This window comes from Paenibacillus sp. 01T442, assembly GCF_056398345.1.
This window is the reverse complement of sequence record NZ_JBFTPF010000011.1, coordinates 42952-66852: the sequence shown is the minus strand read 5'-3', so window position 1 is coordinate 66852 and position 23901 is coordinate 42952. Positions and strand designations below refer to the sequence as shown.

The window sequence follows — 23901 nt, the reverse complement described above, 5'->3', positions numbered from 1 at the left end:
AGGAGCACAATCCACATGAATAGTACATTATCTCCACTAGCAGCAGCCTTTCGCCAAACCTCGTATCCCGTAGGTGGCCACGGTCGCAGAAATATTCAAATTTTAAAAGAGGCCTTAGATGGACTGGATGGCAAGATTGAAAGTGACATTTATGGAACTGGCGAAAGTATAGAGAGCTTTCAGGCAGAAATGGCCGCTTATCTTGGTAAAGAGAAGGCTGTATTCTTCCCTAGCGGGACGATGGCGCAGCAGATTGCCCTACGAATTTGGTGTGATGAGAAGGGAATCCGCAAGGTTGCTTATCATCCGTTAAGTCATTTGGAGATCCATGAAGAGGATGGATTGAAGGAGCTGCACCAGATTGAATCGATTTTGCTCGGCGAGAAGAATCGCTTGATTCGATTGGATGAAATTCTTGAGCTCAAGGAAGAAATCGCATGTCTCTTGATTGAATTGCCACAGCGTGAAATTGGTGGTGATCTGCCGCCTTTCGAGGAGCTCGTTGCGATTTCGGCACATTGTCGTGCCCATGGAATTAAGCTACATCTGGATGGTGCGAGATTGTACGAGGTACTACCTTACTACCAGAAGTCTGCGGCAGAGCTGTGTGCGCTTTTCGATAGTGTGTATATCTCTTTCTACAAAGGAATCGGCGGGATAGCAGGTGCTATTCTTGCTGGTGATGAGGCTTTCACGGCAAAATCGAAGGTGTGGAAAAGGCGGCATGGCGGCGATTTGATCAGCCTGTATCCGTATTACCTTTGTGCGAGCTACTATTTCAAGCAGCGTGAGCCGAAGATGGGTCAATACTATGAAGAAGCAGTGGAGCTTGCAGCGCTGTTTAATAGCTGTCAACTCGTGACTACCTTGCCGCGGGTACCCGTTACGAATATGTTCCACGTTCATATTGATATGCCGAAAGAGAAGCTCGAGCCGATCCTAGTTGGATTGTATGCGGAGACGGATGTAGGTCTGATCCACTATCTACGTGAGTCCAGCGAGGGGATCTGTTCATTCGAGATAAGTATTGGCGATGCTATCGCGCAAATTCCGAAGGACAAGCTGAAGTTGACGTTTGAACGGTTGGCTGCAGGGTTGCGKGAGGGATAGTGTGCCGGTCTACCTATAAAGTGTAACGAATAGCGCACTGTTGTTCTGCTTGGTTTGACGAAGCGGAACAACAGTGCGCTATTTGCTGCTAAGGAACGCTGATTTGAAGCAATCGTAACTTTGTACTCCACGTGGGGAGACCAGTGCTATCTAAGCACCATCGATGAGAAACAGGTGCTCCTAGTACACTCGGCAATCCTGATAAAGGCGTGTACGAGCCGCATATGCAAATTTTGAGCGACGGCACGCTGGCTGTCATGTATGCGAACGAAAAGCATGTGACGGAGAGTCCATCGTATAGTGAAATTATTTCGGAGAAACTTTCTACGAACGGCGGCGCAAGCTGGGGAAGTAAGATTTATGTTGCTTGGGACCCAAGCAATGCAGCAGCGCGGCCTGGTATGCCGGTATGGCAAAAAATGAACAATGGCCAGTATATCGTAACCTTTGAGGTTTGTGGTAGGCAAAGCTGTAATGTGTTCACGAAGAAAAGCAGTGATGGCAAAACGTGGGCAAGCGGTATCGGCACGCAAGGTGTACGTAGGCGATATGGCCACTCCAAAAATTAACTTTACCGATACAACATTTGCCAATGGTACGATCGGGGTCCGTGGTGGCTTCGGGAATAGTGTAAGTTTCGACAATATATCGATCAACTAACTTGCTTGTAAATAATCTATTKAAAAAAGAGCCCTTGGGCTCTTTTTTCAATAGATTAAAAGTATAAGCTTTGAGGTAAGCGCAGCAGAGGGAACTAGTTGTGAGGCAAGGTTAGCTTTGATTTTTACTCCGTTACGGACAGGAGAGCCGTTATTTGATGAGAAAAGCAGAGAGTCCAAATGTAACGGCCGCCACGGCCGCTATTCAGTCCCTTGCCACACATGTTGGCACGCAAATCAGTCAATAACGCCTCTGGTGTCCATTAAAATTCAAAACTGCCTCATTTTCAGATAATAGAGGCTGTCACGTCCGTTAATTCGGAACCAAATCCTTTAGCTCCTGCACAACGTAGGCCTGACGGCCGTTCAGAGCTTCCACAAGATTCTTGGCTGCAAGTTCAGCCATGTCATTACGAGTCCGTGCCGTCGCCGAGCCGATATGAGGTAAAGTTACCACATTCGGCATATGCAACAATGGATTATCTACGGGAGTGGGCTCGATATCGAAAACATCGAGACCAGCTCCTCGAATTTTCCCTTGTTGAAGCGCCTTAATCAGCGCTTGCTCGTCTACGGTTGCTCCTCGGGAGGCATTTATGAAGATGGCTGATGACTTCATCAGGTTAAACTGCTCCTCGCCGATCATATGTTTCGTCTCTGGAGTTAAAGGCGTCATCACAACGATGTAGTCGGATTCACTTAGTAACTCATCCAACTCGCAGAAGCGGGCATTGAAGCGCTCGTCTATTTCTTTTTTTGGACGGCGACTGTGATACAGCAGGTTCATATCGAAGCCAAACACAGCTCGCTTGGCAATCGCTTCGCCTATCCGTCCCATGCCGATAATCCCGAGCGTCGAATGATGAACATCTACACCGAATAATTCGGTACCGATCGTACCCTTTTGCCATTTGCCCTGTTTCACATATGCGTCCAATTCTGCGATTCTTCGTCCTGCACTTAGCATCAACGCGAGAACGAGATCAGCGACGGTGCTGTCCAGTACATATGGTGTGTGCGTACCAATTACCCCGTGGGCTCTCATTGCATCTAGATCAAAATGATTGTACCCGACTGAAGAGGTACTCGCTACACGCAGCCGTGGTGCGCAACTTAGCAGCTCCTCGTCAATTGTTCCTCCCAGAATTCCCTCCGCATCCGAGACATTTTCTAAGATGACACTCCGAGGCATACTGCCTTCCTCATTCCAGAACGTACAATCACCATGGAGATTTAAATAATCCTGAACGGTTTCCGGTAATTTGTGGGTAACGAGTATTTTGGGCTTGGTCGACATGAGTATTCCTCCTTGAGTATCTCATTTGAATATACTTTGCATGCGATTATTAAAGTGCCGAGATAACGCGTTTATTCGAATAGCGGGTTTCAGTCCCGACTAGGCACTTTTTTTCTTCTCGATTGACCAAAAGATGATCTGACAAGTCAAAATAGTCTTTAGGCAGTCTGTTCTATTATAGCTAAATTGATCGGAATGAGATATGTAAATCTACTAGTTCACTAGAGTTGCTTCTTCATAAATTGACCTTGCAGTTGAGTAGATAATGTTAGTTAAGGTTATGGTAGAGGTTGAGGTTGAGGTAGATGGAGATGGAGATGTATGAAGGGGAGTAGATAAAGTAGTTGATATTGACGTAGTTAGAGTTGGTTGCAGCCCCCTCCGACGAAATAAATGGATTTCCTATATCTAATTTGATCAATCCGCATCCAACGTACGATTCACCCCTCCAATCGTAACATCGTCACCATGTAGCTAAAATGCAGTCTGAGGATTTCTTACGTTTGTTCCCTAAAGTTGACGGTTTTATCGGTTTAGACGCGGAGCGATTCCTTGTAAAGTTAGAACCAAGGAAAGCCCTTACATCTGAGTGAAAGGGCTTTCGCAACTAACATAAACCGAATGAGAGAGGGTTGTTCATCACAATGAAAAAGAAATTAACAAGTTTACTTACCGCAAGCATTGCGCTTGCTATGGTAGCGACAGGCTGCTCGAGCACAAAAGAAAGCGATACCAAAACGACTACGACGACAGCTTCAGAGACAACGAAAGCCGTAGAGACAAGCAAAGCAGCGAATCCGGTAGAAATTACTTTCTGGAATATGTTCGGCGGTGGCGAAGGCGATTTCGTAGATCAGATCGTCAAAGGCTATAACGACTCCCAAAAGRAAGTCATCGTGAAACAGCTACGCCTAGAATCGAACGAGTACTATGCGAAACTAAGCACAGCACTTTCATCTTCGAAGGGGCCAGATGTGGMTGTAGCGCACGTGGATCGGATCTCGCCTTTCGTCAAAGCGAAGCAAATTTTACCGCTTGATGGGCTTGCCAGCAAGGTTGGTTTTGATCTGAAACAAGTCTCAGATTCCAATATCAAAAGCGTGTCCTATGACGGAAAGCCTTACGCCGTACCGTTAGATACACATTTCCATATGTTCTATTACAACAAGGATCTGCTTAAGAAAGCGGAGCTGCTGAACGATGATGGCACGCCGAAGCTAGGAGATTTGACGCCAGATGGCTTTAAGAAAACATTAGCGCAAATTCAAGCGAAAGTACCTGGTGTGCAGGCGTTAGCCGTGAATACACCTTATTTCCAAGAGCCATTCCTGAATTTGTACTATGAAGCAGGCGGCGATATTTTGAATKGGGATATGACGAAATCCGCGATTAACAATGAGAAAGCATTGAATGTCCTTAAGTTCTACATGGATTTGTACAAAAACAAATACAGCGATCTTAATGATAAAACGCCTTGGGATTCCTTCCACAGCGGGAAAGCAGCCCTATGGTTCGGAGGCGTGTGGGAAGCGGGACTATTGCTTAACGATAAAGCTTTGAATATTGGTGCGATGCCGCTGCCTGCGATCTTCGGTAGCCAAACGCACTGGGGAAGCTCCCATTTGCTCGTCGTCCCGTCTTATGTAACAACGGAGAAACAAGAAGCATCCGCGAAATTCATGAAGTACTTCTCCGAGGTAGGTGGCAAAACGTGGGGTCAAGCCGGACACGTTCCTGCCAACAGCGCAGTAACGACAAGCGATGAGTACAAAAAGCTGCCATACCGTAATTTCTTCATCGAAGCTCAGAAAACCGTGAAATTCGCACCGAAAACAGATAAATACACAACGATTATCACGACGGTTTCAGAGTCCTTACAGAACATTCTATTCGGTAAGCAATCTCCGGAAGACGGCTTGAAAAGCTTGGATAAGCAAATCAATGATATTTTGACCAATTAATCGTCCGTTTGAATCGGGTGAAGCCTCCGCGCACGCTAACGGGGCTCCACCCGAACTTTATAGAAAGAAACAAGGAGAAGAGCCAATGGAGACAAAAGTAAGTGAGCGTGATCGGACTTGGGTCCTCCGCGAACGTAAACCGTTACGAATAGTTATGGAAATGAAGGCACTGCTGTATCTGCTGCCGTTTCTGATCCCTTTTGCCATCTTCTATCTGTGGCCAGTAGGGCGAGGGGCTTGGATGAGCTTGCACGTATGGGGCATTCAGGGGATGCAGAAGTATGTTGGTTTTGCGAATTATAAAAAGATTTTCAGTGATTCTAATTTCTATCTGTATATGTGGCACTCGATTTACTTTGTCATCATCTGTACACCGACAATTATCGTCCTCGGCCTTATTTTAGCCTTGCTGATTAATCAGAATCTCCGCTTTCGAACGCTCATTCGTTCCATGTTTTTCCTGCCTTATGTACTGTCGGTCTCGGTCATCAGTTTCATATGGCTCCGACTTTTCGATTCGAAGTATGGCCCGATTAACGCATTCTTGAAACTCATTGGTTTCTCTGGTGATATTCACTGGCTGACGGATAAGCATCTCGCTTGGTGGGCGATTACCCTTACAACCGATTGGTGGTGTGTAGGCTTCGTGATGGTACTGTTCCTAGCGGGCTTACAAGAAATTCCTACAGATCATTATGAAGCTGCGAAAATAGATGGCGCTGGCGCTTGGAAGCAATTCATTCATATTACGCTCCCAGGCTTGTCGAGAGTCATGCAAATACAAGTTTTTTATCAAATAATCTCGTGTTTAAAGTTGTTTGGGCAAGTACAGATTATGACCGGCGGAGGTCCAGGGGACTCCACGAATACCATGATTCGTTACATTTATGTCACGGGGTTCAAAAAGGATATGTTCGGGCTTGCTTCGGCTCAATCCATCGTATTCTGCGTCATCATGCTGATCCTCGCCTTTGTACAGTTCAAATTAACAGACAGAAAAGATTGACGGAGGTTGAACATGAAAGGAATCGCAATTAACATCATCGCCGTGATGCTGGCTCTCTTATTTATGTTTCCATTGATTTGGATGCTGATTGTTTCACTGAAACCGGACGGCGTTAATGTCTCTGCTCTAAGTGATTGGGTGAATGTCTCGGATTTACATTTGCATAATTATACGAAAGTGATCAAAGATTCGCAGATCCTAAGATGGACATGGAATAGCGCAGATATCGGTGTGCTAACAACCATTATTTCACTCATCTTCAGCTCCCTAGCTGCTTTCTCCTTTTCGAAATTGCCTTTCAAGTCCAGAAGTTTGTTTTATCTGGTCATCGTTTCTGGCTTGTTAATTCCCACAGAAGCGATTCTAATCCCACTTTACGAAACGACGCTTCATCTGAAGCTGATTGATAACATGTGGGCGATTATTCTGCCTGGGCTCACGAATCCAATCGGCATCCTGCTCTTGAAGCAGTTCATGGACGGCGTCCCGAAGGATTATATCGAGGCAGCACAAATCGACGGTTGTAGAAATTTCGGTTTATGGTATCGCATTTGTCTCCCGCTTACTCGATCTGCCATGTTCTCTGTCGGGATTTTCTACTTTATTTTATCTTGGAACAATTTCTTGTGGCCGTATCTTTCCATTACCTCGCAAGAGAACATGATCTTATCAGCAGGACTACCGACATTTTTGTCGAATAATACGATGTCCTTAAATCTGATCATGGCAGCAAGTGCCATTGCAGCAATTCCAACGATTCTAGTGTTTGCTGTCCTGCAGCGTCAAATTGTGCAAGGGGTGGCCATGTCGGGAATTAAAGGATAATTCGCAGCATAACTAGCAGTTCGATTCTCTTCCCAGAAAGGGTTGCTACAACGATGACCCAAGCATCAGATGTTGCGACGCAACAACGCCACAAACGAATTCCTTCATGGATGTATACATGGACGAGCAGCATTCGCTATAAGTGGATGCTGCTGTTGTTCCTCTTTTCGCTAACGCCCCTGCTTGCCTTGGGGTTTATTTCGTATTCGATATCGAAGTCAACGATTAACAATAAAGTAACGGAATACTCGGAACAACTCTTGAAGCAGACCGCGGAGAATATTGACACGAGACTTGGCATTTACAAAGATATGATGATGCAGGTCGTCAATAACAACGACATTGTCACGATGCTGCGCACATTGGATCGCACAGATCCTACCCAATATGATCTAGATAGTCTATCCTTAACTACGAAGCTATCGACCATTATTGCAATTAATCAGGATATACAGTCGATTTCGTTCCTTTCACCACAGCATTTTATCAAAGGTATTTATAGATGGAATGATCGGTCTTTGGATAAAGTATCCCCATTCCTGCATACCTTGGAGGATGGGAGTAATTTCCGGTGGTTTTCCACGCGTTTGGGAACGTATGTCGACAGTTTAAACACGCAAAATGTTCACGTCTTCTCACTCGCCAAGCAAATATACAAAATGTCGGACGATAGTCCTGTAGGAATCATTGCCGTACTGGATATTCGCGAGGATGTGCTGAAAGAAATCGGTGCTCGAACGACCAAGAGTGATATGGATATAGCTAGTTTCGTTATTGATGGTTCAGGACACATCATCTCTTACCCAGATAGTCGTGTATTGGGGAAAAGTGTGAAAGAAGTGCTAGGCGAAGACGGGTACACAGAAATGTTTCGTGGGGCGATGGACGAATCCGTTTTTCCACTGAAATATCAAGGTGAAAGATTGATTGTGAATTACAAAAAGCTGCATACAAACGACTGGATCGTCGTCAATGTCATTTCGGAGGCTTCCCTATATAAAGATTCGAATCGATTGCTGCAAATTATTTTGGTGATCGCTTTCATATGTATCTTATTCTCTATCCTGACGGCAATCTTACTAGCTAATTCAATCTCCAAGCCGATTCTGAAAATGATTCGATTGATGCGGCAAGTCATGTCAGGTGACCTGACCGTCCGTTTCAAAGCCAAGCGTCGTAATGATGAATTCGATATTTTGGGCGAAAACTTTAACTACATGGTTACACGGATTGATGGTCTCTTGGAAACGGTCTATGAGGAACAAAACCATAAGCGAGTAGCGGAATTGAAGGCTTTGCAAGCGCAAATTAATCCACATTTCCTGTATAATACACTGGATATTATTAAATGGACGGCGCTCCTGCAGAAAGCTAATCATGCGGCTGAAATGGTCAGTCTTCTATCCCGATTGTTGCGGATTAGCTTAGGTAAAGGTGAAGAGACGGTAACCATCGAAGAAGAAATCGAACATGTGCAGTGCTATCTGGGTATTCAAAAGTTCCGATTCAACTTTAATATCGAGACGTTCGTTCATTTGGACGAGGAAGTTCGTACGTATCGTACGCCAAAGCTGATCCTACAACCCATTGTAGAGAATGCCATTCTTCATGCTTTTACAGATAGAGAAACAGGTGAAATTCATATTCGGTGCGGCATCCATCCGGAAGGTGGAATACGCTTCGAGGTCGTGGATAATGGGCGTGGCATGGATGCTAGTCTTGTTCAAAGCCTTAATCGACATGTGGCTCCCTCCGTTGATAAAGTAAGTGGGATTGGCTTAGCGAATGTAGACGAACGAATTAAACTCATTTGTGGTAAGCCTTATGGTTTGGACATTCAAAGTGAACCTGGAGCGGGTACCCATATTCGTATCCGACTTCCAGAAATGAAGTAGGTGAAGAGCATGTTTCGAGTTGTGATTGTGGAAGATGAATATATTGTGAGGTTCGGTATTCGCTCGATGATTGATTGGGATAAGCTTGGTTTATCGGTGAGCGGTGAAGCAGCGAATGGGCAAGAAGCCTTGGCGTTGATCCGCGAGAACCCACCTGATATTCTCATCACAGATATCAAAATGCCTGTTATGGATGGCATCACGTTAATTACGGAAGTACGTAAAAGTTATCCTCAAATGAAAATAGTTATTCTTAGCAATTTGGAAGATTTCCAATATGCGAAGGAAGCGATTCGTAATGGGGTTTCCGAATATATGATCAAATCAGATATGATGCCTCGTGACCTAGAGGAAACGCTGCTGCGAGTCAGGGAGTCGATTCTAGCAGCGTCTCCAACAAGTGATCAGAAGCCTGTGGTGAGTGACCTTGAGCCTCTCATCAGAGAAAAACGGATGCTAGAGCTCCTTGAAGAAATGGACCCCGCTCGGAGCCAACACATCGTAGAAAGTTTAAGACTCTCCGATGTTCAGCTACCCTTATATGTGCTTCATATCGTGAAGAATGAGTGGGCGCAGAGTGTTGAGGAGGGGCAAGCTTTGATACGCAAGGCGATTGCTGATGTGAAGGCGACTTCGTCAGAGGATGCCTATGAAGCTTTTCCAGATCGGCAAGGGGAAATGAATGTCCTTCTTTTTGCAACGGAAATGACGGCTGCTGGCTTGTCTGAGATGAAGACATGGGTACAATCCGTCGTTCTCTATCTTAAGGATCATTGTGCCATGTCGTGTACAGTAGGCATCAGTATGAGTACGTCCAAGTGGTCAGGACTGCATCAAGCCTACGAGCAAGCAAAAGCCGCAGCGAAATATAAAATGTTTATTGGCCCTGAACGAGCGATTCTGTATGGTGTTGATTATGTGCCCCTATCAAGTCAGTTAACGGATAATATTAAAGTGAGCACAACGCATATTCATTCGATGGTGTATGCTTTTCAAACGAAAGAGCTGCAAGCTTACTTGGAAGATATTTTCGAACAGCTAACAGCGCTTAAAGACTATGATCTCGTGGAAATTATTTCACTGGAGCTGCTAATTCTACTCACGACGCTATGGTCAGAGGTGGCAAGTGATCAGCAAAGCATCCTTCAATTAAAGAAACAGTACTATGATCAATTATCCAAATTAGAGACGATTCAKATGAGTAAAGCTTGGTTCCTGCAAGCATTTGAGGAACTCGTTCGGCATATGATCGGCGTGTATAACAGTGATCGCAATGGCATTATTAAGGCAGCGCAGTATATCGGGCAGTACTACCAACAAGAGATTTCGCTGCAATCGATCAGCAGTTTGGTGCACCTAAGTAAAAATTATTTTGCCAACTTGTTCAAAAAGGAAATGGGAGAAAGCTTTCTGGAGTATTTGACGCGGATTCGCATCGAGAAAGCCATGACCTTATTAACAGGTGAGCTTAAGACAGCAGATATTGGCCATTTGGTAGGCATTCCAGACCCGAAATATTTCTCGAAAGTATTTAAGAAAATAACAGGTCTATCCCCATCGGAATATCGAATTCTAGCCAAAGAAGACAAGTCAAACTAGTCTTCTCAAACTTAATTGCAAACGCTTACCGAAGAGCTGTTCATTGTCAGGCGTGTGGGGAAAGGGGGGATCGGATTGTTAGATAAAAGAAAGATCAAACGCAGTGTTGGCATCGGATGTATCTGTACACTCACTTTCGTGCTTGCAGGATGCTCATTTCTATCCAATAATCAGCAGCAAGGAGCTGAGAACAAGAAAAGCGTAGCGAGCACAGCAGCGCCTATGGAAATTTCGTTCTGGAATCCATTTGGCGGTGGTGAAGGAGAGTTCGCCGAACGCATTGTTCAAAATTTCAATAATTCACAGAAGGACGTCTACGTGAAGCAGCTTCGCTTGGAATCGAACGAATATTATGTGAAGCTGAGCACAGCTCTTTCTTCGGGCAAAGGTCCGGATGTAGCTGTTGCACATGTTGACCGAATGTCACCGTTCGTAAAGGCGAAGCAAATTATGCCATTGGACGAATTGGCGAGTGAGGTTGGATTTGATTTCAAGGACTTAGAGGAGAGCAATGTTCTAAGTGTGAGCTTCATGAGCAAGCCGTACGGGCTGCCATTAGACACGCATTTTCACATGTTATATTACAATAAAGCTATTATGAAAAAAGCGGGCTTGTTGAATGACGATGAAACGCCTAAGCTGGCGGTCTCAACGCCGGAGGCATTCATTCAGATGCTGCAACAGATTCAAGCTAAAGTACCGGATATGGAGCCATTTGCTGTCAATACCCCTTATTTCCAAGAGCCATTCCTCAATATGTATTATCAAGCAGGCGGCGAATTATTGGATGATAGCAAGGCGAAAATAACTATCCATAATGACAAATCGCTTCGAGTGTTGAAATTTTATCAACAGATTTATGCAAGCAAGCTTTCCGATGTGAATGATAAGACCCCGTGGGATACCTTTCATAATGGCAAAGCGGCGCTATGGATGGGTGGTGTTTGGGAGGCAGGCTATCATCTAAGTGAGTCTTCCCTTCCCGCGGGGATCATGCCGCTTCCAGCTCTATTCGGCAGTTCGATGCAGTGGGGAAGTTCACATACACTCGTGATTCCTACTTATGTATCAAAGGATAAACAACGTGCGGCCATGGCATTCATGTCTTATTTCTCGAAGGTAGGTTCCATGCTGTGGGGCCAAGCCGGACATGTCCCCGCCAATCGAGCCGTTCTTCAAAGCCAGGCGTATAAGCAATTGCCTTATCGGAAACTTTTTATCGAAGCGCAGCATAGCGTCAAATTTGCCCCACAAACGGATAAATATGCAACGATGTTTACCACCTTGTCAGAGGAGCTTCAAAGTATTGTAATGGGAGGTATGGATCCGGAGGAAGGGCTCGTACAACTAGAAAAAAAAATGAATAGTGTGCTGGCCAATTAGGCTGTAAAAATGTCCCCTTTCGGAACTTTCCGGGAGGGGATATTTGTATCGTCTGGAAGAATTTTAATTCGCAAAGATACCTATGATAAAATGAACCTATTAACCCAAAGGAGCTGAAATAAGTGAACATTATTTTCCATGGACAAAGTTGTGTCGAAATTCGCTTGAAGCAACACACCTTGATTATTGACCCATTCCTTACCGGTAATCCGCAAGCAACGGTCAAAGCGGAAGACATCAAGGCGGATTACATCCTTGTTACCCATGGACATGGGGATCATGTTGGGGACACGTTATCCATTGCACAGCGCAATGATGCAACTGTTATTGCTCCTAACGATTTGGCCAGATATTTGGGCTTTGAGGGGGCAAAAACACACGGGATGGGAATCGGCGGGGCTTATGAGTTTCCTTTTGGTAAAATCAAATTGACCCTTGCCTTACACGATTCTTCCTATAATCCGCCAGGCACTAAAGAAAACATCTATACAGGCATGGCGAGTGGATTCTTGCTAAAGGTAGAAGGGAAAACCATTTATCATGCAGGGGACACGGGGTTATTTAAAGATATGAAGCTGATTGGCAAAATGAACGATATTGATCTGGCCTTTCTGCCGATCGGGGATAACTACACCATGGGACCGGAAGATGCCGTGATTGCAGCGGGATATTTGAAAGCCAAAACCGTTGTCCCGATGCACTATAATACGTTCCCAGTGATTGAACAAGATCCGAACGCCTTTGTTGCAAGCCTGGAAGAAGAAGGCATTAAAGGAATCGTGATGTCACCGGGGCAACAAATAACACTGTAATCGAGTGGATGGAATCTTCATGAGGAGGGTTCACTTTCGGTGCTTTTGTTGGATTGACGTTCTTTCCAGAAAAGGACGGTGAGCATGCGCTCCACCCATTCCTTATCTTCAKGCGTTAAGATAAAACCATCGAACATGAGTTCGTTTTCACGAAGAAAACGCCGCAGATTAACAGGATTGCTTTCAAACTGTTGGTTCGCCTGGGAGGACTCGAGATAACCAGCAATATCCATCAGTTCCGAGTAAGACGTGTTAAGCCCCTCAGATAATTTCATCAAGACGTCGGGAGAAGGAATTCCGCGGTTGCCATTCTCAAGTTGAGAGATGTATGCCGCGGACACACCTGAACGATCAGCTAGCTCGCGGATGGTGAAGCCTTTCATTTTGCGCATATCTCGTAATTTATCGTAAAAGTACATGTCAGCCCATCCTCACTCCGTAAAGTAAACATTAGTAAACGTTTTAATACTACCAGTTTACTATAGTAATTACAACGATGAGTTTCGGACCTGTTAAATAAAGGTATGCTCACATATATGATTACTAATGTAAACAATTATTGTTACATTAGCGAATATGCGGTATACTTCAGATAGGACGAAGTGAGGATGGGGGACTGACATCAACGCCGATGCATATTCAGATTAAAGCCAAAACAGATGCATTCATTAAGGCAAGAGTCATGAAAGGTTACTCGCAACGAGAGCTGGCACGGCATTCTGGCCTGAGCCACGCGTACATAAGTTTACTAGAACGGTCGATTAAATCTGTGGGGCCATCTACCGCTAAGCGACTAAGCGAAGTGCTAGAGATGGAGTTAGAGGAGCTTTTTCAGATCAACATCGCTTGAAAAACAGAAAACCGATGCCCCCATAATTGGGGAGCATCGGTTTTTGTTTTGCATTATTTCACGGTCTTGTTATAAGCACCAATTTTCTCAGTAATACTCTTAGCTGCGTTATCCAACGCGTCTTTTGGCGCTTTTTTGCCAGTCAGAGCCTCTTCAATCGCTGTTTCGACGATTTGACGAGCTTCTGGGAATACACCCATAACCGCACCTTGCGTTGCTGTGTTGGCTTTCGTTTTGTGCAATTGATCGATGGCTGTTTGGAATTGCGGGTATTTCGCAAGGTTGTCTTTGATAATTGCTTCGTCATACGCTTTCTTCGTAATTGGGAAGTAGCCTGTGTTCACGTTCCACCATGCTTGTGTTTGTGGCGTTGTTAGAAATTTAATGAATTCCCAAGCACCTTGTTGCTCGGCTTCTGACTTGTTATTCAAGATGTAGAGACTCGCGCCACCAACGACAACACCGCCGTCTTTGGCATCGGATGGCTTAGGAAGCGGGCCAGTACCCACTTGGAATTTGCCTTCAGCACCGCTTACAATACCGCGAAGAGAAGCAGTGGAATCCAATGTCATAGCGATTTGGCCAGCTAAGAAAGCTTTTTTCGTGTCGTCTGTTTTACGGCCAAGGTTGGCGGACGTTTTGTTGTCGACCATCTCTTTCCACCATGTTAGCGTTTTGACGCCCGCCTCATTGTTGACCATGGATTCTGTTGCAGCAGTGGTACGTCCATTCCCATTATTAAGGTATTCAACACCTTGGTTAGCAAAGAATTGCTCCATAAACCAGCCGTAGATGGCAAAGGAAGAGCCGGATTTCCCATCTTTACTCAACGCTTTAGCAGCTGTTGTAATTTCTTCATATGTAGTCGGTGGTTTCTCAGGGTCAAGTCCCGCAGCTTTGAACATATCTTTGTTGTAATAAAGGATAGGGTTAGAGGTGTTGAAAGGCATGGAATTCAGTTTGCCATCGACTTTATAATAATTCAGAATGTTCTCTTCAAGTTGGGAAAGATCGAACTTATCAGCATCGACATACTTTTGTACGGGAGTGATGGCTTTGGAATCGATCATGAAGCGTGAGCCGATTTCGTAAACTTGAATGAGGGAAGGACCGCTTTTGGTATCCATCGATGCTTTCATTTTATTGATACTTTCATCATACGTACCTTGGAATACTGCTTCAACTTGTACATTCTTCTGTGAGCTATTGAAATCTGCCACTAATTTATCGACGGCTTTGCCGAGCTCTCCACTCATCGAATGCCACCAAATCACTTTAACAGGTTCAGTTGGTTTTTTGACATCCGCTGCAGCGGCACTTGCCGTTGGTTTACTTTCTGTCGTACTGCCTGAAGTCGTTGTTTCAGCTTTGCCGCAAGCACTAGTTAACAGCACCATAATTGCAGTCATAGCAAGGATGGAGCTTTTCGTTTGCAATGTTTTCATAGTTTTCGTTTCTCTCCCTTATCTCTTTTCTAAAATATATGGAAATCTGATTCAGCGAGTTGCTGAACAGAGCAGCCATCAAGCAGGGGTTAACCTTTCACAGCACCGGCCGTGAGTCCGCGAACGAGTTGTTTTAAACCGAGGACGAGCAATAAGAGGGATGGCAGCAAGACGATGCTTACGCCTGCCAGAACCAAATTCCATACCGTCAATTCTTCGAATTGCAGCATTGCGATGCCAATTTGCACGGTTCTCATGGCTTCGCTGTTCGTGATGAGCAGTGGCCATAGATACATGTTCCATGCATTTAAAAAGGCATACACAGCTAACGTTGCCAAGGCTGGACGCCCGAGTGGAAGCACAATTCGAAGGAACATGCGAAAATGTCCGCAGCCATCGATACGTGCCGCTTCGAAGAGCTCTTTGGGCAGTTGTAAGAAGAATTGCCGCAGGAGGAAGGTACCGAAGGCCGTTGCCAAGAATGGAACGGTTAGCCCCTGCATGCTATCGAGCCAGTCCCATTTTTTAACCGTCAAATAGTTGGGAATAATGGTGACCTCCCAAGGAATCATCATGGTAGCCATGAAGAGCGCAAAGATGAAGGATTTGCCCATAAAGCGAATATTGGTAAAGGCATAGGCGGCCATGCTCGATGTAATCAGCTGTCCCAGGGTAATTACGATAGATACAACTAGACTATTGGTAACAAATTTGGTGATGGGTACAAGTTTGAAGACAGCGGCGATACTACCTAGATAAAAGCTGCTAGGCAAGAAGTGTGGCGGATAGGCGGATGCTTCCTCTGGCGTCATAAATGCAGAAGAGAACGTATAGAAGATGGGATATAGAACAAGTGCGGCGCAGATGATCAATAGGATGTAGACGAAGGTTTGTTGCAAACGAGTGATCATTGATAGTGCACCTTCCTTTCAAACACTTTAAACTGAATGACAGTGAAAATTAGGATTATGGTGAAAAGGACAAGTGCTTGCGCGCTGCCTGTACCAAATCGGAAGTTAATAAATGCATCTTGATACAAGGAGTAGACAAGTACATCTGTAGAGTTGACGGGTCCCCCTTTGGTCAGAATATGAATTTGTCCAAAGGACTGAAAAGCACCGATGATGGACACGATCGTGACGAAGAATACCGTCGGTGAAAGCAATGGCAGGACAATTTGCACAAAGGTACGAATGGGGCCAGATCCATCGATTTTGGCGCTGTCATAGATTTCATCAGGGACGCCTTGAAGACCACTGAGCAGGACGATATAGGTGAAACCGAGATTCATCCAGACCGTCATCATCGAGACAGAAAGCAGTGCCCATCTGGGGTCCGTCAGCCATGCCACAGGTTCTAAGCCAACTTGCTGAAGCAAATAATTCAACATGCCGACACTTGGGTGAAACAGCATCATCCAGATCACAGCGGAAGTTCCAACAGATAGAACAACAGGTAGTGAGAAAATGAATTGAAAGATTCGCATGCCTTTGAGCTGATTGTGCGTAAATGCGGCGAGCATGAGTGCAATTACGATAACTGTAGGCACGGTTAGTAGTGTAAATAAGAATGTAACGCCTAAGCTTTGATAGAATCGTTCAGAGGTGAATATCGCTGTAAAATTATCGAGCCCTACGAAAGCAGCAACCCTGCCTCGAGGATCGGTTTCGTGTAAGCTGAGATAGAAACTTTGTATCAAGGGATAGAACAAAAAGATGGCAAATAGCAGAAGAGAGGGAAACAAAAAGATATAACCAAGGATCGTCTCTGCCCAGTTCTGGCTGATCGCTGCCTTGCGTGGATGCGCTGCTTTTACGGTTGTTTTAGATTTTCTTGCATGAGGTAAATCTCTTTCTATTGCATTCATTTCAAGCTCCTCCATGAACATTATTAAACATGTATGCTTCGTTACTAGACTAACGCTTGTTTATTTGACCAATGTCAAATTCAAGTGAAGGTTTTGTATATTTTTAGAAAAATTTACAAATACATTAGATTTTCATACTGGGCAAATTCAGGGCCATTCAACTATAATTTGAGCATATTTAGATTGCCGTACGACAGATGGCTCCGGATTTCTTGGTGACAAGAGCTGGGAAGAGTTGAAGTCGTTGGATGCAGGTTTTTGGTTTTCGGAGTCTTTCACGGGAGAGAGAATTCCTCATCTGCGTCAAGTATTCGAGCTTGTACCACGGGGACATCTCATCAATGTGGAAATAAAACACGCTTACGTGGGAAAAATGGAGAAGGCGTTGTTGGCATTTTTGGACGAAATGGATAGATGGAAGGATATCGTGATCTCTTCCTTTGATCACAAGTTGATTCGCAGGATCAAACTAGCGCAGCCTAAGGCGAAAGTGGGATTGCTTTATGCAGCCAATTTAATAGATCATGCAGCCTATGCTAAGCAATTGGGGGTAGATGTGTTTTCCTTGCATTCCGTATCACCACTGTATAGACATGGAGGATGTTCTAGGGGCTGATGCTGCGGGACTGGCTGTTTATCCCTATACGGCAAATGATGTTGCGGATTTTAAAAGGTTGATTGCTGCTGGTGTTACGGGGATTATTACCGATTATCCAGGGCGATTGCGGAATTTTCTTCGGTAAATCGCTCCTCCAAATGTTATAACAACATAGTTTAAAAATCAGAAGACCGATGCCCTCGCATATTGGGGAGCATCGGTTTTTGTTTTTTAGAATTTGTTTCACATAAAGTCACAATCATTTTACCCGTTCGTATTACCAAAATATGACTTAAATATGACTTTACTCACCTGTTTTAATGACAATGAAAAGCTATAATAAATCCGATCGAGCATACATGGAATTGTCAATTTCAGTATTAAAGCTGGTGATAGGGGAGAAGTGAGAATGTCCAAGTTAACTGAGTTTTCAATGAAAAATGTGGCAGCGATTTTCATCGTTATGCTGCTGTTGGTCGTAGGTGGAACCTATTCTACTACCACACTGAAGGTAGAAAGTATGCCTGACATTACATTTCCGGTAGTTATTATTAGCACTACCTATGTAGCACCTCCAAAAGATGTCCTGGATGAAATTACGAAGCCATTAGAGAAGGCGGTTGCGGGGTTGGATGGACTCAAAACCCTTAGCTCCGGATCACAGGACAATTACTCGCAGATTATTCTGGAGTTGGACCAAGATAAGAAGCCAGAAGATGTTAAGAAAGATGTAGAGAGCTTGATCTCTAACGTTAAGTTGCCTCAAGGCTCTGAGAAACCTAAAGTGTTAACAGCGGGCTTTGCTTCAGACCCTGTCTATTATTTGGCGGTTTACGGTGACGCAGGAATGAACCAAACCGAGTTGGATAAAGCCTACAATGATACAATTCTTCCCGGCTTTAATGGGCTCAAGGGAATTGACCATGTCGACTCTGTAGGCAATCAGGATGCTGTTCTAACCATTAAGCTTGATGCACCTGCGATAAATAATTATGGTTTAACACCATCCGAAGTTTCTAGTTTGATCAAAGCCTCATTGGTATCTAGCCCGGCAGGAACGGTAGATTTCAATGGAAACACACAGATGGTTCGAGTCAAAGGCGAACTAGACACAATATACAACTTGGATAATTTGAAAATCACAACGAAAACAGGCGATACACTACTTCTCAAACAAATTGCCAAAGTTGAAGCGATCAGCGAGTCCAAGTTCATTGCCAGACTAGATGAACTGCCAGCCATCGGCGTACTGCTTTACAAAACGAAAGCTGCGAATGCAGTAGAATTTGCAGATAGTGCTGACAAGCTTATGACAGACTGGGGCCAAACGCTGCCTGGCGTGAAATTCCACAAAATTTATAATTCTGCCAATGATATTAAAGATTCCATTCACGGCATGGTGCAAGAAGGCGGATTAGGCGCCATACTTGCTTCATTAATGATCTTGCTTTTCCTACGCAATGCACGCATGACAATCATCGTACTCGTGTCGATTCCTCTCTCTATTCTTGTTACGTTACTATTTATGGGTCCTCTAGGCATTTCCCTCAACATCATGACATTAGGTGGAATGGCCATTGCAGTCGGGCGAGTCGTGGATGACAGTATTGTCGTTATTGAGAATATCTATAGTCAGCTGCAAAAAGCGCAAGATCGTAATGAATCTGTTATTAAATTAGCAACGAAACAGGTATCAAGTGCGATTACTTCTTCTACAATTACAACAGTCGGTGTATTTGGTCCCATTGGATTCGTAAGTGGGGTCGTTGGTGAAGTATTCCGTCCTTTTGCTATCACACTTGTCGTAGCTCTAATGTCATCATTAATTGTTGCATTAACGGTAATTCCGATGTTAGCGAAAATTATGGTGCTTAAAAGCAAGAAGCTTGCCAGTCACGATGACAATCACGTGGGACCAATGGGTGTGAAATATAGGAAAGCGCTCGTCTGGTCCTTGAATAACCGAATCAAAACACTATTTATGGCTGGGGTTGCCCTTATCATCTCGATCTTCATTACAGTACCTAATTTAGCAGTAGCTTTTATGCCAGATAGTGAAGCAGTCAAACAAGGTGTTATTGAGATTAAAATGCCGCGAGAAACATCCATTGAAATGATGAATGAGAAGTCCAAAGAACTTGAAAAAGCTTTGAAAGTACACACAGACAAAGCTGGTAAACCTGCGTTCAAGTACATTGAATCTCTTGTTGGATATAACCAAAGCAGTGATCGATTTGCTTATCGCGCGATGATGTTTTTCGAGCTAACACCTGAGACAAATGCGAATGAAGGTGTCAAAGCGTATAAGGAAGATATGTTGAAACTGATGCCGCAAGGATCAGATGTGAATATTACATTGTTTACTGGAGGGCCGCCTACTTCTACTGGCGCTGATTTCTCGTACTCCTTGAAAGGCGATGACCAACTTTATCTTAAGCAAGCCTCACAGTTAATCAAAGATAAAATGAAGGAATTCCCTGAACTGAACGATATTAAAGACAGCTTGAGTGATTCCAAAACCGAAGTCGAGATTGTTGTCAATCAAAACAAAGCACGCTTATATGGACTTTCAAGTGCTCAAATTTTGCAATCAGTCAACGCGTGGATTTCAGAAGAGAAGCTTGGCGATCTCAAATTTAATAATATTACGTATGCCACTAAGGTTATGTTGAATCCTGTGTACAAAAACTCTGTGGATAAACTGGGTACTTTCTTGATCAAGACGCCTACTGGTCAAACGATACAGTTAAATGAAGTAGCTCGCGTTGAACAGATTGATGCACCGAATAGCATTAGCCGTGAAGATCAAGAACAAATCGTAAGTGTAAGAGCCAAAATTGATGCGACGGATAAAGGCGGCGTCAGCAAGAAAATTACGGAAGAGTTGGCCAAATTAGAACTGCCTTCTGGTGTCACTCGTGAAGTAAAGGGTGTATCCGACGATATTCAAAAGAGTTTCATGCAAATGTTTATGGCCATTATAGCTTCCATCTTCATTGTTTACATGGTTATGGTTATTGCCTTTGGTAACGCGAGAGCGCCGCTTGCCATTCTGTTTTCACTGCCGCTAGCAGCTATTGGGGGCCTCTTAGGACTACTAATAACAGGCGAATCGATTAACGTTACATCACTCATCGGCTTCCTCATGCTAATTGGTATCGTTGTAACCAATGCGATTGTACTCGTAGACCGTGTGCAGCAGCTAAGAGAGCAAGATTATTCCATTCGTGACGCACTCATTGAAGCTGGAATTACGAGGTTAAGACCTATTATTATGACGGCAGGAGCAACGATACTTGCACTGATGCCATTAGGACTTGGATTATCCAAAGGAACGATTATTTCCAAAGGTTTGGCAGTTGTCGTTATTGGCGGTCTTACAACGTCAACGCTACTAACGCTCGTAATCGTGCCAATTATATATGAGATCCTATTTAAGAAAAGAGTAGGCGGTCTCTTCAAGAGAAAAGGAAAGCCCAATGCCATTCAATCAGAGCAAGCCGCATCTGTTCGTTAATTATCTAAACAGGGGAAAAGGGGAAAATGAATATGAAACGTCAGTTGTTTATGATCAAACAGAGTACCAAGATATTCGGTGTCCTCGCGCTTAGCGCGGCGATAGCCGTAGGATGTTCGTCATCACCAGCAGTAAGCCCTGCGGCAACAACAGCTGTAGAGCAAGGGGTAAAAGTAGTGAAAACGGCAAAAGTTACGAAACAAAAGATTGGTGAGCCTGTCGAACAGGTGGGTGATGTCGTATCATCCGTTCAATTAGATATAGTCGCCAAGTCGGGTGGCGAAGTCATTGAAATCCTGAAAAAACGTGGAGATATCGTTGAAAAGGGCGAAGTGCTTTTCCGATTGGATCCAACGGATGTGCTGATTCAGAAGGATTTGAATGCAGTAGGCATCAAAGGAGCACAGGCTGGACTTACAGCGGCTAAGCAAAATACATCGAATGGGATCGAAGATGCCAAAGACCGTGTTGCTAAGATGGAGACCGCGGTTAGTGATCTAGAGAAAGCTTATAGCAGGGTTCACAATGAATACGATCTAGGAACAGCAACGAAATCCGACTTAGAACAGATGGAAACGAAGCTAAATAATTCCAAAAAAGATCTGGCTAGCGAACGTAGATCGCTGAAAACCATGCAAGAGACGAATTCGTTGGCACAAGCGGAGTCCAGTTTGGAAACAGCGCAAGTAAATGCCAAGAATATCGAGAGGGCTCTAAGCAATCTTGAGGTAAAAGCTCCGGCTTCAGGTAAGTTGACGGATCTCACTATAACGGTTGGTCAGACAGTAGCGCCAGGCGGTCGCGTAGGGGAAGTTCAACAGACGAATCCAGTTAAAATCAAATCACAACTTAGCGAAGAGTCGGCTAATCTTGTTAGAGGTAAGAGTGAATTGACTTTCTATATTCCTGGCGTAACGACGAAAGCTGGTGCCAAAGTAACCTACTTATCGGATGTTATTAATGGACAATCCAAAGCTTATGATCTGGAACTGGAAGTTCCGAATCCGGATGGCAAGCTGAAACCAGGATCTAAGGCGCAAGTGGAATTAACCAAAGATGATGAACAAAACGTGCCTGTCATTCCTAGTCTTAGCATCGTTCGCGAAGGCGGAAATAACTTTGTTTATATCGTAAATGGGGATAAGGTACAAAAGCGTAAACTTGAACTTGGTCGATTGAATGAGACGAATCAGGAAGTTATTTCAGGGGTCAAAGAAGGCGAAATTCTGGTGACTTCCGGACAACATCAACTGAAAGATCAAGACACGATAAAAGTAAGTAACTAACCTACTATGTATGAGGAGGAGACATAAGTGAATATGAAGATGAAGAGATCTCTAGCTACTCTTGTTGTATCAGCTGTCCTTTTATCTACAGCTTCTTTACCTGCTTGGGCTGCAGATAGTCAGAACTTGGCAGCACAAGCTACAGCAAGTACGAATGTTAGCTATACGCTTTCAAATAAAATTGAGGTTGAAATCAAAAGCATGCTCAATGAGCACGAATCGGATTCCACAAAGTTAGGAACAGTCATTCGAATAAGAAATACGACTGATAAAATAACGCGTGTACCTGACTTTGAACTACGGGTCCTAATGGCAGACGGTATTGAATATACATTGCAGCCAAGTGCCAAAAACCCGAAATCCATCCAACCCAAGAGTCAGTTGGAACTTAGCTACCTGTCGATAGTTGAACGAAGTGACGATGTGGATCTATCGAGCCTCAACTTTATAGAAGTGGATATGGACGTATATCCGAAAGTAGAAACAACACTGCTTAGTATCCCTGTTGATGCTGATATCGTCTGGAACGGCAGTGACAGTACAATTACGAAATCATCAGCAATTGTTAAATGGGGAGAAGCCTTTACCTTACCTTCATTGCGTTCAACCCTTGGATTCATTCCCGTAGACATTCATAAGGAAATTACGGCGAAAGGCGTTTCTACGGTTATTCAAATGCAAGTCGTAAATTCAACCAAAGAACGTCAGACGGTACCTAATTTTGGAATCGACGGAAAGTCAGCAAGTAAGGTATATTCCGGTAATCGTGCCGAAGCTACGGTTACACTTGATCCAGGTGAGAAGAGATATATCCATATCGTCATTCCAACAGATCTGGATACGGAATTCACCAGCCTGAATGTAGTTACACCAGAGAGTTTTGCTGGTCCAATGGGGGAAGGTAAGCTTCTTGAAGACACCTACCGGGTAGGTCGTGTCAATATTCTTCTCCCTACAGGAGCTGTGAAGCAGGGAGTCCTCCCAGCACCTGAATATACACTAGGTACGCCAGTTAGACTAGATGCAACGAATAAATTCGTACCTTCTAATGTTGATCTCTCTTTAGTTGAATTACATGTAACAAGTAATGAAGATGATGGCTTCAATACGGCAGTGGCAAAGTTTAAATTGACGAATAATAGTGACCGTCCGATTCCAATACCAGCTATTCAAACTGAGCTTGTTAGTATAGATGGTTATGCTTATGGCGGAAGAAGACAGGAAGCTACAGCACTAAGTGTTGTTCCGAATGCTTCGTATGTCGTCAGTTATTCGTATGCACTGCCAGCTTCGGAGACGGGTGAAGGTCTTAAAATGAACCTCTACAGTCAACAATCAAATGGCGAAATATCGTATAAATCACTGCTTGCCTCGGCCAAGGTACCTGTTCAGAAAAATGACCTGACGAGTAAAATACTTAACGTGTATCCTTATGAAATTACCATCAAAGATTGGTCCATTTCAGCTATTTTCCAAGCCAATATGAGTTATGATTATAAGCTGAAGCTGGATCTGAGTATGAAACCAGATAAGCAAGTTACGGTTGATAAGTTTAACAGTAAGCTCTCATTCGAATTATTCGATAATGTTGGAAATCCGGTTGGCAAATCAGTTCAAGCTTTGTCAGGCGAAGGCCGTTTGTACAATGGTACTAACACAATAGATTTAAACGCAAGATCCAACCAACTTGATTTCCCGATTCAGGTCAAAGTATTTGAGACGTTCACGAACGAATATGGTGAATCTGTTAAGCGGTTGTTGACCACTTTCAAACAATAGGTAGATAAAAGA

Annotated in this window: 19 protein-coding genes and 1 pseudogene; 15 read left to right on the top strand and 5 right to left on the bottom strand. The window is 44.1% G+C overall.

Annotated features, from left to right (window positions below):
* Positions 1-15: 15 nt before the first annotated feature.
* Both AC1DLM_RS12050 and AC1DLM_RS12045 read left to right on the top strand, forming a co-directional pair.
* Positions 16-1110 carry a threonine aldolase family protein gene (locus AC1DLM_RS12050; protein WP_477570048.1) on the top strand — a complete coding sequence of 365 codons (1095 nt, stop codon included), beginning with the start codon at positions 16-18 and terminating at the stop codon, positions 1108-1110.
* A gap of 224 nt (positions 1111-1334) precedes the next feature.
* Positions 1335-1679, top strand: coding sequence for a hypothetical protein (locus AC1DLM_RS12045; RefSeq protein WP_441988118.1), 345 nt, complete (start codon positions 1335-1337; stop codon positions 1677-1679).
* Between the two features lie 403 nt (positions 1680-2082).
* Here the strand turns inward: AC1DLM_RS12045 and AC1DLM_RS12040 are convergent, their stop codons facing one another.
* Entirely contained in the window at positions 2083-3066 is a 984-nt protein-coding gene (locus AC1DLM_RS12040) for a 2-hydroxyacid dehydrogenase (protein WP_477570047.1), read from the bottom strand.
* A gap of 644 nt (positions 3067-3710) precedes the next feature.
* On the opposite strand from AC1DLM_RS12040, the gene AC1DLM_RS12035 reads away from it, so the two are divergent.
* The 7 genes from AC1DLM_RS12035 (at position 3711) to AC1DLM_RS12005 (ending at position 12547) form a co-directional block, all read left to right on the top strand.
* On the top strand, positions 3711-5027 hold the full coding sequence (locus tag AC1DLM_RS12035) for an ABC transporter substrate-binding protein (protein WP_477570046.1): 1317 nt from the start codon (positions 3711-3713) through the stop codon (positions 5025-5027).
* Positions 5028-5112: 85 nt separating this feature from the next.
* Positions 5113-6033: a carbohydrate ABC transporter permease gene (locus AC1DLM_RS12030; protein ID WP_441988121.1), complete on the top strand. Its 921-nt coding sequence runs from the start codon at positions 5113-5115 to the stop codon at positions 6031-6033.
* 12 nt (positions 6034-6045) lie between these two features.
* Positions 6046-6858 carry a carbohydrate ABC transporter permease gene (locus tag AC1DLM_RS12025; RefSeq protein WP_477570045.1) on the top strand — a complete coding sequence of 271 codons (813 nt, stop codon included), beginning with the start codon at positions 6046-6048 and terminating at the stop codon, positions 6856-6858.
* 53 nt (positions 6859-6911) lie between these two features.
* Entirely contained in the window at positions 6912-8753 is a 1842-nt protein-coding gene (locus AC1DLM_RS12020; protein ID WP_477570044.1) for a sensor histidine kinase, read from the top strand.
* Between the two features lie 9 nt (positions 8754-8762).
* Positions 8763-10352, top strand: a complete 1590-nt coding sequence (locus AC1DLM_RS12015) for a response regulator transcription factor (RefSeq protein ID WP_477570043.1) — start codon at positions 8763-8765, stop codon at positions 10350-10352.
* Positions 10353-10427: 75 nt separating this feature from the next.
* Complete coding sequence (locus AC1DLM_RS12010; RefSeq protein WP_477570042.1) at positions 10428-11735, top strand: ABC transporter substrate-binding protein; 1308 nt, start codon at positions 10428-10430, stop codon at positions 11733-11735.
* Positions 11736-11857: 122 nt separating this feature from the next.
* Complete coding sequence (locus AC1DLM_RS12005) at positions 11858-12547, top strand: metal-dependent hydrolase (protein WP_477570041.1); 690 nt, start codon at positions 11858-11860, stop codon at positions 12545-12547.
* A 17-nt stretch (positions 12548-12564) separates the two neighbouring features.
* Here the strand turns inward: AC1DLM_RS12005 and AC1DLM_RS12000 are convergent, their stop codons facing one another.
* Positions 12565-12966, bottom strand: a complete 402-nt coding sequence (locus AC1DLM_RS12000; protein WP_477570040.1) for a helix-turn-helix domain-containing protein — start codon at positions 12964-12966, stop codon at positions 12565-12567.
* 212 nt (positions 12967-13178) lie between these two features.
* Here AC1DLM_RS12000 and AC1DLM_RS11995 point away from each other — a divergent pair, with 212 nt between their 5' ends.
* Entirely contained in the window at positions 13179-13397 is a 219-nt protein-coding gene (locus AC1DLM_RS11995; protein WP_216626255.1) for a helix-turn-helix domain-containing protein, read from the top strand.
* Positions 13398-13450: 53 nt separating this feature from the next.
* Here AC1DLM_RS11995 and AC1DLM_RS11990 read toward each other — a convergent pair whose 3' ends face one another.
* The 3 genes from AC1DLM_RS11990 to AC1DLM_RS11980 form a co-directional block, all read right to left on the bottom strand.
* Positions 13451-14842: an ABC transporter substrate-binding protein gene (locus tag AC1DLM_RS11990; RefSeq protein ID WP_441988127.1), complete on the bottom strand. Its 1392-nt coding sequence runs from the start codon at positions 14840-14842 to the stop codon at positions 13451-13453.
* An 89-nt stretch (positions 14843-14931) separates the two neighbouring features.
* On the bottom strand, positions 14932-15753 hold the full coding sequence (locus AC1DLM_RS11985; protein WP_477570039.1) for a carbohydrate ABC transporter permease: 822 nt from the start codon (positions 15751-15753) through the stop codon (positions 14932-14934).
* A complete protein-coding gene (locus AC1DLM_RS11980; RefSeq protein WP_477570038.1) occupies positions 15750-16709 on the bottom strand; it encodes a carbohydrate ABC transporter permease in 960 nt (319 codons plus the stop codon). Before AC1DLM_RS11980 ends, AC1DLM_RS11985 begins: the two co-directional genes overlap by 4 nt.
* Positions 16710-16908: 199 nt before the next feature.
* Between AC1DLM_RS11980 and AC1DLM_RS11975 the strand changes: the two are divergent.
* The 5 genes and pseudogenes from AC1DLM_RS11975 to AC1DLM_RS11955 all read left to right on the top strand — a co-directional run.
* Positions 16909-17325, top strand: a pseudogene (locus tag AC1DLM_RS11975) (glycerophosphodiester phosphodiesterase); the annotation flags it as partial.
* The gene (locus AC1DLM_RS11970) at positions 17264-17452 is read left to right on the top strand and encodes a glycerophosphodiester phosphodiesterase family protein (RefSeq protein WP_477570037.1); all 189 of its coding nucleotides are present in this window, start codon (positions 17264-17266) and stop codon (positions 17450-17452) included. The pseudogene AC1DLM_RS11975 and the gene AC1DLM_RS11970, both read left to right, overlap by 62 nt.
* 264 nt (positions 17453-17716) lie before the next feature.
* A complete protein-coding gene (locus AC1DLM_RS11965; RefSeq protein WP_477570036.1) occupies positions 17717-20824 on the top strand; it encodes an efflux RND transporter permease subunit in 3108 nt (1035 codons plus the stop codon).
* 26 nt (positions 20825-20850) lie between these two features.
* Positions 20851-22110 (top strand): efflux RND transporter periplasmic adaptor subunit, encoded by a 1260-nt coding sequence (locus AC1DLM_RS11960; protein ID WP_477570035.1) that lies wholly within the window; start codon positions 20851-20853, stop codon positions 22108-22110.
* Positions 22111-22137: 27 nt separating this feature from the next.
* Positions 22138-23889 (top strand): hypothetical protein, encoded by a 1752-nt coding sequence (locus AC1DLM_RS11955; RefSeq protein WP_477570034.1) that lies wholly within the window; start codon positions 22138-22140, stop codon positions 23887-23889.
* Positions 23890-23901 lie beyond the last annotated feature (12 nt).